Genomic DNA, 9026 nt, shown 5'->3' on the forward strand with positions numbered 1-9026 from the left:
ACCGTCGCACTGTGGTGCTCCGGGTCGATCCGGATCGGGATCAGCCCGGCGCCGCTCGCCGGGTCGGCACCGCCCGCGGCGCCTGCACCGGCGGCGGTGGCCGGCGCCGGGTCGTCCCCAGTCGGCCGCATCGCGTAGGCGACGGCGCCCGCCCCGAGCAGCACGGCGACGGAGACTCCGACGCCGATGAGCGCCAGGCGTCGGCGGGAGGTCCGGCGGGTCGCGGGGCTTTCAGCGGCCGGCTCGTCGGGGTACACGCGCTCCACCTGTCGTCGTCGGGCTGGGGTCCGGAAGCGGACCGACTATAGACAGGTGTGCCGGCGACGCGGACGGACCACTCGGTGGCCTAAGCGAAACTTCATCGGGAGCTCATGATGTTCCACGTCACAAGCCGCAAACCGCCCCGGGCGCCCGGCGCGCCTGTCCCGGACCGCAGTAGCCCGGCGTTCAGCGCAGCAGCGGCAGCAGCTGGTCGCCCTGGCGCCTGATCTCCGGCAGGTACGGCGTGTCCGAGAGGACGAAGTGGGTGATGCCGAGGTTCTGGTACCGGCGCAGCGCCTTCGCCACGTCCTCCGCCGAGCCGACCAGCCAGGTGGTGCCCGCCCCACCGCCGCCGAAGCGGCCGGGCGCGGTGTAGAGGTTCTCGTCGAGGACCTCGCCGCGGGCAGCCAGGTCGAGCAGGCGCTGCTGGCCGACGGCGACGAACCGGTTCGGGTCGCGCTGGATGGTGCCCGCGGCCATCTCCGCGACCTTCGCCTCGGCGTCGGACCAGGCCTGTTCGGTGGTGTCGCGCACCAGCGTGGTGATCCGCAGGCCGAACTCCAGCGGGGGGTGTTCCCGGCCGAGGCGTTCGCCGAGTCCCTGGAGCCGCTCGATGCGCTCCCGGATGCCGTCGAGGGGCTCGCCCCAGAACAGCTGGACGTCCGCTTCGGTCGCGGCGACGCGCTCGGCGGCCTCCGAGGCGCCCCCGAAGTACAGCCGCGGATGCCGCCGCTCGCCGCGCACGACGGGCCGGGGCTGCACGGTGGAGGCGGTGACGCCGAAGTGCTCGCCGTGGTAGGTGACGGCCTCCTCGGTCCACAGCCGGCGGACGATCTGGATGAACTCCTTCGTCCGGGCGTAGCGGTGCGTCTGGTCGCCCTCGCTGTCGCCGTAGGCGGCGAGGTCGTCCCGGCCGGAGACGATGTTGACGAGCACCCGGCCGCCGGTCAGGTGGTCGAGCGTGGCGGCGGCGGACGCGAAGTTGGCTGGGCGCCAGTAGCCGGGCCGGACGGCGATCAGGGGCTGGAACGTCGTGGTCCGTGCGGCCAGGGCGGTGGCGACGGTGAAGGTGTCGGGCCGTCCCCAACCGGCACCGAGGAGCGCACCGCCCCATCCGTGCTCCTCGAGTGCGAGCGCGTGGCCGGTGAGGGTGTCGAGGCTGTTGTGGCTCGCGACGACGTCATCACCGCGGTGGCCGGGCTGGGCCTGGTTCGGGATGTACCAGAGGAACTCCGAGCTCATCGGTCGGTCCACCTTCGCGTTGGTGTGGTCTGTGTCACCATATAAATCCTATCACTCCGATAGGTATAGTGTAGTTCATGGCCGAGACGCTTCGATGCTTCGCACGTGAGACACACGTCGCGCCCCGCGTCGCGGCGACGTGTCGGCACTGACTGGCCGACCCGCATCCAGCTCCTCGAATGACCCCGCGTGGCCGCGCCGCAGTCATGCGAAGCGCGCCTGCCTCCAGCCTTCTTCCGAGCGCGAGGAACCCACATGTCAGATCTCCGCAGTGCCATCGAGAACGCCGGCCCCGGGCGCCGGAAGTGGCCCTGGATATCGGCCGGCGTCGCCGTGCTGCTCGTCGTCACCGGCATCGCGTACGCCGCGACACGCGGCGGCGGCGCCGCCCCCGGCGCCGCCGGGGGCGGCGAGCCGGTCCGCGGCGGCACGCTGCAGTTCGCCCTCATCGACTACCAGCGCAGCCCCGATCCGCAGTGGGGCACCAACTACGCCGAGTCCCTCATCGGCAACAACATCACCGACAAGCTCACCTGGCAGGACCCGAAGACCGGCGAGATCACGCCGTGGCTCGCGGAGTCCTGGGAGTACAACAAGGACCTCACCGAGTTCACCTTCCACCTGCGCAAGGACGTCACCTTCAGCGACGGCGCCCGGTTCGACGCCGCGGCGGTGAAGGCCAACTTCGACCAGTACGTGCGCGGCGACAAGGCGCTGGGCGTCAACCCCAACGGCGCGACCCTGCTGCCCGGCTACATCGAGACGCTGACCCCCGACGACTTCACCGCCGTCGTGCGCTTCGCCAAGCCCCTGGCCAGCTTCCTGCAGGCGTCGGCCTTCACCGCGAACGCCCAGCCGGGCTTCCTGTCGCCGGCGACACTGCGGCTCAGCGCGAAGGAGCGCACCGACCCCAGGAAGGTGATCGGCACCGGCCCCTTCGTCTACGAATCCTGGCAGGAGCAGGCCAAGACCGTGCTGGTCAAGCGGGCCGGCTACAACTGGTCGCCGCCCGCCCTCGGGCACAAGGGCGAGGCGTACCTGGACCGGGTCGTGTTCAACACGATCCCGGAGGCCAGCGTGCGGACCGGCTCGCTGACATCAGGCACGATCGACGCCACCCTCGACGTCGGCACCACCGACGAGAAGCCGCTGGCGGCCCAGGGCTACAAGATCATCTACCGGGGCGTGTCCGGCACCGCCATCTTCTTCAACTTCAACTCCCAGCTCTTCCCGACCAACGACATCGCGGTACGGCGGGCGATCCAGGCCGGCTGGGACCGCGAGGCGGTCAGGAAGACGGTGCTCACCGACTCCTACTCCGTCGCCACGTCGGTCCTCGCGCCGTCCGTGCCCGGCTACGTCGACTACGGCGGCACGATCCTCAAGTTCGACCCCGACAAGGCCCGGCGCATCCTCGACGAGGCCGGCTGGGCTCCCGGCGCGGACGGCATCCGCGTCAAGGACGGCAAGCGGCTCGAGGTCAAGCTGCTCGGCATCAACAACCTGGTCGTCAACAAGCCGGCGTACGAGTCGATCCAGCAGGACCTCAAGAAGATCGGCATCGACCTGCAGCTCACCGTGGTGCCGATCCCCGACTACACGGCCAACCAGGCCAAGGCGAAGACCGACTGGAACATCACGGCGGCCAACCGCTCGCGCAACGACCCCGCGGTCCTCAACCTGCAGTACGGCCCGCAGCTCGGCAACGGTGCCTACGTCACCAGGGACTCCGTCGGCGTCGACCTCGACGAGGTGACGCAGACCCTCGGCAGGCTCGAGCTCACGCTCGACCCGCAGACCCGCAAGCAGTACGCCAAGGCCGCGCAGGACCTGCTGCTGGACAAGTACGCGCTGGTGAACCCGGTCTACAACCCGTCGCAGGTCATCGCCCACGCGCCCTCCGTGCACGGGATCATCTTCGACGCGCAGTCCCGCAACCACTTCGTGGACGCCTGGAAGAGCAACGGCAAGTAACCGCCCGCGGCCGCCGGGAGCGCCCGCTCCCGGCGGCCCGCCCATCGGCCCAGTGGAAGGAGCGTCGTGCTGCGCTACATCGCGCTGAAGGTCGGCCGTGCCGTGTTCGTGGTCTGGGCCGCGTTCACGCTGACCTTCGTCCTGCTGTTCGTGCTGCCCGCCGACCCGGTCGACCTCCTCTTCGACCCGGCCGAGCTCAACGCGATCCCGCCCGAGGTCCGCCGGCAGGTGGCGGACAACTACGGGTTCAACCAGCCGGTGCTCCTGCAGTACCTCGACCGCCTCGGGCACGCCCTGCGCGGTGACTTCGGCGAGTCCGTGCAGTCCGGGCGCCCGGTCACCGCCGCGATCCTGGACATGCTGCCCAGCACCCTCGCCCTCGCCTCGGGTGCGCTCGTGCTCGCGCTGCTCATCGCCTTCGCGGTCGCGTTCGTCGCCACGTCGACCCGGCAGGAGTGGCTGCGCAACCTGCTCGAGGCGCTGCCCTCGGGTGCGGTCTCGGTGCCGGTCTTCCTGTCCGGCATCCTCATGCTGCAGGTCTTCTCGTTCCGGCTCGGCTGGTTCCCGGCCTTCGGCGACCAGGGCGCCAGCAGCCTGGTGCTGCCGCTGATCACTCTGGCGATCCCGGTGTCGGGCCCGATCGCCCAGTTGCTCGTGCGCAGCTTCGCCACCGAGTTCCGCTCCGGCTACGTCACCACCAGCTGGGCGAAGGGCGCCACCCGCGGCCGGATCGTCGCCGGCGACGTCTTCCGCAACGCCAGCCTGCCGGCCCTCACCATCGCCGGCATCACCTTCGGCAACCTGATCGCCGGCTCGGTCATCACCGAGACCGTCTTCGCCCGCAAGGGTCTCGGCCGGATGACGCAGACGGCGATCAACACCCTCGACGTCCCACTCGTGCAAGGGATCGTCGTGCTGGTCGCGGTCACCTTCGCGACGATCAACCTGGTCGTGGACCTGATCTATCCGCTGCTGGACCCGCGGCTGCGGGCCACGCTCGCCGTGCCGGCGCCCGGCCCGAGCTGAGGAGGACCGCGATGACCATCGACGTGGACACGCCGGCGACACCCGTCCTGCCGGCCGCGGCAGGGCAGCGACCGGTGGCCCGCTCCCCTCTCCGCCGGCTCGGTGCTGCGGCCCGGCAGCCGATCCTGGTGCTGTCCTGGATCATCGTGCTCGTCGTGCTCGGCTGGGCCGTCGCGCCACAGCTGTTCACCGCCCACGGCCCCTACGACGGGAACACCGCCGCGAGCTTCCTGCCGCCGGGCACCGAGCACTGGTTCGGCACCGACCGGCTGGGCCGCGACCTCTTCGCGCGCAGCGTCTACGGCGCGCGCACCACCCTGACCGCGACCCTGCTGGCCGTCCTCATCGCCTTCGGCATCGGCACGGTGGTCGGCCTCGTCTCCGGCTTCGTCGGCGGCATCGTCGACACCGTCATCATGCGGCTGGTGGACGTGTTCCTGGCGATCCCGAGCCTGCTGCTGGCGATGGTCGTGGTCTCGGTCCTCGGCTACTCCACCAACAACATCGCCCTGGCCGTCGGCATCTCGGCCATCGCCTCGTTCGCGCGGGTGATGCGGGCGGAGGTGCTCGTGGTCGTGCACCAGGACTACGTCAGGGCGGCCTACGGCGTGGGCGTCCGCCGGCTCGGCGTGATGCTCCGCCACGTCGTGCCGAACTCGCTCGGCTCGGTGGTGGCCCTGGCCGCCCTGGAGGTCGGTTCGGCCGTCCTGGCCGTCGCCGCGCTGGGCTTCCTGGGCTACGGCGCGCCGCCGCCGCAGCCCGAGTGGGGCCTGCTCGTGGCCGAGGGCCGCGACTACGTCGCCGTCTACCCGTGGGCGTCGATCATGCCCGGCGCGGCGCTCGCGATCGTCGTCGTCGCCACCCACCGCATCAGTACCTCCCTGCGAAAGGACCGCCGCCGATGAGCGCCGACGACGACCCGCTGCTGCGCATCGCCGACCTGGCCGTGGACTACCGCACCGCGCGCCGCTCCTGGACGCCCGCCGTGGACGGCGTCAGCCTCCGGGTCGGGCCGGGGGAGTTCGTGTCCCTCGTGGGAGAGTCCGGCTCGGGCAAGACCACGCTGGTCCAGGGCGCGCTCGGCCTGCTGCCCGCCGCCGCGCGGATCCGCGGCGGATCGATCGCCTACTCCGGGGTCGACGTCACGGGCTGGAACGACCGGCGGATGGCGCTGGTGCGCGGCAACTACGTCGGCTTCATCCCGCAGGACCCCAACACCTCGCTCAACCCGGTCAAGAAGATCGGGCAGCAGGTCGTCGAGGCGGTGCGGTTCAACCGGCGGGCGGGCGAGACCGGCGACGCGGCGCGACTGCGCGAGGACGCGCTGCACAGCCTGCGCACCGCCGGGCTCAGGGACGCCGAACGGGTCTTCCAGCAGTACCCCCACGAGCTCAGCGGCGGCATGAAGCAGCGCGCGCTGATCGCCATCGCGCTCGCCGGCCGACCGAAGATCATCGTGGCCGACGAGCCGACCAGCGCGCTCGACGTCACCGTCCAGAAGGTCATCCTCGACCACCTCGTGGGCCTGCGCGACGAGCTCGGCATCGGCATCCTGCTCGTCACCCACGACCTCGGCGTCGCGCTGGACCGCTCCGACCGCATTCTCGTCATGCGGCACGGCCGGATCGTCGAGGAGGGCCCACCGCGGCAGGTGCTCGAACACACCGCCGACGACTACACCCGCCGCCTGCTGGAGGCGGCCCCGGCACGGCACAGCGGCCCGCTCGAGCCGGCCACCGGCCCACGGCGGCCCTCCGCCGACGCGCCGGCCGTCCTGCGGGCGCGCGGGCTCACCAAGACCTACCGCCTGCGCGGGCGCCACAACGAGCTACAGGCGCTGGACACGGTGGATCTGCTCCTCCGCGAGGGCACCACGCACGCGATCGTCGGGGAGTCCGGCGCGGGCAAGTCCACTCTCGCGAGCATCCTGGCCGGCTTCACCACCCCCGACGCCGGCACCGTCCACGCCGGCGACCGCGCGCTGACCGGCCTGCGGCGCGGCCGGCTGCGCGAGCTGCGCCGCGACCTGCAGTTCGTGTTCCAGAACCCGTACACGTCGCTCGACCCCCGCTTCACGGTCGGGCGGATCGTCGCCGAGCCGCTGCGGGCCTTCGGGCTGGCGACCGGCCGCCACGAGCGGGCTGCCCGGGTGACGGCGCTGCTGCGGGCCGTCGCCCTGGACGACAGCCACCTCGACCGGCTGCCGAACCAGCTCTCCGGCGGCCAGCGGCAACGGGTCGCGATCGCCCGAGCCCTCGCGCTGAGCCCCCGGATCCTCGTGCTGGACGAGCCGGTCAGCGCCCTGGACGTGTCGGTCCAGGCCCAGATCCTGCGGCTGCTGGTCGACCTGCAGGCCGAGCTCGGCCTCAGCTACGTGTTCGTGACGCACGACCTCGGCGTCGTACGCCTGATCGCCGACGACGTCACCGTGATGCGCGACGGCGTCGTGGTCGAGACCGGCCCCGTCGAGCGGGTGTTCCACGCGCCGGGGCACGACTACACCCGAGAACTGCTGGCCGCGATCCCCGGAGCGGGGCTCGCCCGAGCCGGCGCCCAGTGAGGAGCGTGCCATGCCACGTCAGCTGCACATCAACGTCAACATCCTCAACGCCGGCGTCTTCGGCGGCTCCTGGCGGTTCCCCGGCACCGACGCCACCGCCGCCTACACCGTCGAGCACTACACGTCGATCGCCCGCAAGGCCGAGCAGGCCGGGCTGGACGCGGTCTTCCTGGCCGACGGCCCGGCCCTGGACCCGTCCGTGCGCCACCGCCCCGGCAACAACCTGGAGCCGACCACGGTCCTGGCGAGAATCGCCGCCCAGACCGAACGGATCGGGCTCATCGGGACGCTGTCCTCGTCGTACAACGACCCGGTCGAGCTGGCCCGCCGGCTCGGCGACCTCGATCACGTCAGCGGCGGCCGCTTCGGATGGAACGTCGTGACGACGGCCGGGCCGGTCGCGGCCCGCAACTTCGGCCGGTTCGGCGAACCCGAGCACGCGCTGCGGTACCGGCGCGCCGCCGTGTTCACCGAGCAGGTCGTCGCCGCCTGGGCGGAGCGGACCGACCTCGTCTCGCCGCAGGGCCGCCCGGTCGTCGTCCAGGCGGGCGGTTCGAGCGACGGCCGCCGGCTCGCCTCGCGGGTCGGCGAGGTCATCTTCTCCGCCGACCAGGACCTCGAGCACGCCCGCGCGTTCCGCGCCGAGATCCGCGACGGCGCGGCCCGGCTCGGCCGGCAACCCGACGAGATCGTGGTCCTGCCCGGGCTGTCGACCGTCGTGGGCAGCACCGAGGCCGAGGCCAGGGCCCGCCGCGAGCTGCTCGACGAGGTCCTGCCGGACGCCTACGCCCGCGGCCGGCTCGCGGGGCAGCTCGGGATCTCGCTCGACGGCCTCTCCGACGACGAGCCGATCCCGGCCGAGCTGCTCGTCGACCCGGACCGGGCCGGCGGCTCGCAGACCTTCTACCGCGTCGTCAAGGCGATCATCGACACGGAGCGGCCGACGCTCGGCCGGCTGCTCAAGCGGCTCTCCGGCGGGGGCGGCCACCGCATCGTCACCGGCACGCCCGAGCAGATCGCCGACGACATCGAACAGTGGTTCCGCGCCGGCGCCGCGGACGGCTTCAACGTGATGCCCGACGTGCTGCCCTCCGGCTTCGACGACTTCGCCGACCACGTGATCCCGCAGCTGCAGCGCCGCGGCCTGTTCCGCACCGAGTACGACAGCACGACGCTGCGCGGGCACCTCGGGCTGGGCCTGCCCGCCGTCCCGTCCGGCCGACACCTGGAGGTGGTCTCCTCATGAGCGTGCCCATCCTGCTCACCGTCACCGTCGGCGCCCCGGGGGCGGTCCCCCTCGCCGACGCCGTCACCGTCGCCGCGGCGGCGCAGGACGCCGGTGTCGCCGCGATCCGGCTCGCCGACGGCACGGCCACGGGCCACCCGCTCGACCCCACCGTCGTCGCCGCGTACCTGGCCGGCGTGCACGGCGGCGTCGGCTACGTCCCGGAGCTCCCGACCACCCACAACGCGCCGTACAACGCCGCACGGCGGGTGCTCTCGCTCGACCGGGCCACCGGCGGCCGGGTCGGCGTCGCGCTGCTGCCCGGCGCCGGCGACGAGGTGAGCGAGCCGGCCGCACCGGACCCCGGCGCCGCCGACCCCGCCCGGCGGTGGGCGGAGTACGCCCGGGTGCTGAGCCGGCTCTGGGAATCCTTCCCGCGCGCGGCGCTGGTCGGCGACCAGGAGGCCGGCGTCGTCGTCGACGACCTGCTCATCACACCGATCGATCACGAAGGCACGTTCTACCGCGTCGCCGGCCCGCTGGACGGCCCGGCGTCCGTGCAGGGTCGCCCGCTCCTCGTCGCCGACCTCGGCGCGCTCGACGCGGCGACGGTCGCCGAGTCCGCGGACGCCGTCGTCGTCGACCGGGCGCTGGTCCCCGGCGCGGACGCGGCGCTCACGGCGGCCCCCGCTCGGGCCCTCTCGCCCGTGTGGCCCCGCTCGCCCCCGCGATCTTGGA

The 9026-nt window shown here is 72.6% G+C and carries 7 protein-coding genes and 1 pseudogene; 6 read left to right on the top strand and 2 right to left on the bottom strand.

The window, feature by feature from the left end; translation table 11 throughout:
* Positions 1–257 (bottom strand): annotated as a pseudogene (locus ABZS66_RS58510) (hypothetical protein); the annotation flags it as partial.
* A 190-nt stretch (positions 258–447) separates the two neighbouring features.
* Positions 448–1503 carry an LLM class flavin-dependent oxidoreductase gene (locus ABZS66_RS58515; protein WP_354773157.1) on the bottom strand — a complete coding sequence of 352 codons (1056 nt, stop codon included), beginning with the start codon at positions 1501–1503 and terminating at the stop codon, positions 448–450.
* 255 nt (positions 1504–1758) lie between these two features.
* On the opposite strand from ABZS66_RS58515, the gene ABZS66_RS58520 reads away from it, so the two are divergent.
* The 6 genes from ABZS66_RS58520 to ABZS66_RS58545 all read left to right on the top strand — a co-directional run.
* Positions 1759–3477 carry an ABC transporter substrate-binding protein gene (locus ABZS66_RS58520; protein WP_354773158.1) on the top strand — a complete coding sequence of 573 codons (1719 nt, stop codon included), beginning with the start codon at positions 1759–1761 and terminating at the stop codon, positions 3475–3477.
* Between the two features lie 66 nt (positions 3478–3543).
* On the top strand, positions 3544–4503 hold the full coding sequence (locus tag ABZS66_RS58525; RefSeq protein ID WP_354773159.1) for an ABC transporter permease: 960 nt from the start codon (positions 3544–3546) through the stop codon (positions 4501–4503).
* Between the two features lie 11 nt (positions 4504–4514).
* Complete coding sequence (locus ABZS66_RS58530) at positions 4515–5408, top strand: ABC transporter permease (RefSeq protein ID WP_354773161.1); 894 nt, start codon at positions 4515–4517, stop codon at positions 5406–5408.
* On the top strand, positions 5405–7063 hold the full coding sequence (locus ABZS66_RS58535; RefSeq protein WP_354773163.1) for an ABC transporter ATP-binding protein: 1659 nt from the start codon (positions 5405–5407) through the stop codon (positions 7061–7063). Before ABZS66_RS58530 ends, ABZS66_RS58535 begins: the two co-directional genes overlap by 4 nt.
* 10 nt (positions 7064–7073) lie before the next feature.
* Complete coding sequence (locus ABZS66_RS58540; RefSeq protein WP_354773165.1) at positions 7074–8309, top strand: LLM class flavin-dependent oxidoreductase; 1236 nt, start codon at positions 7074–7076, stop codon at positions 8307–8309.
* On the top strand, positions 8306–9026 hold a 721-nt coding region (locus tag ABZS66_RS58545; RefSeq protein ID WP_354773167.1), incomplete at its 3' end, for an LLM class flavin-dependent oxidoreductase. The genes ABZS66_RS58540 and ABZS66_RS58545, both read left to right, overlap by 4 nt.

This window comes from Dactylosporangium sp. NPDC005572 (assembly GCF_040605515.1).
In the GTDB taxonomy this organism is placed as follows: Bacteria; Actinomycetota; Actinomycetes; order Mycobacteriales; family Micromonosporaceae; genus Dactylosporangium.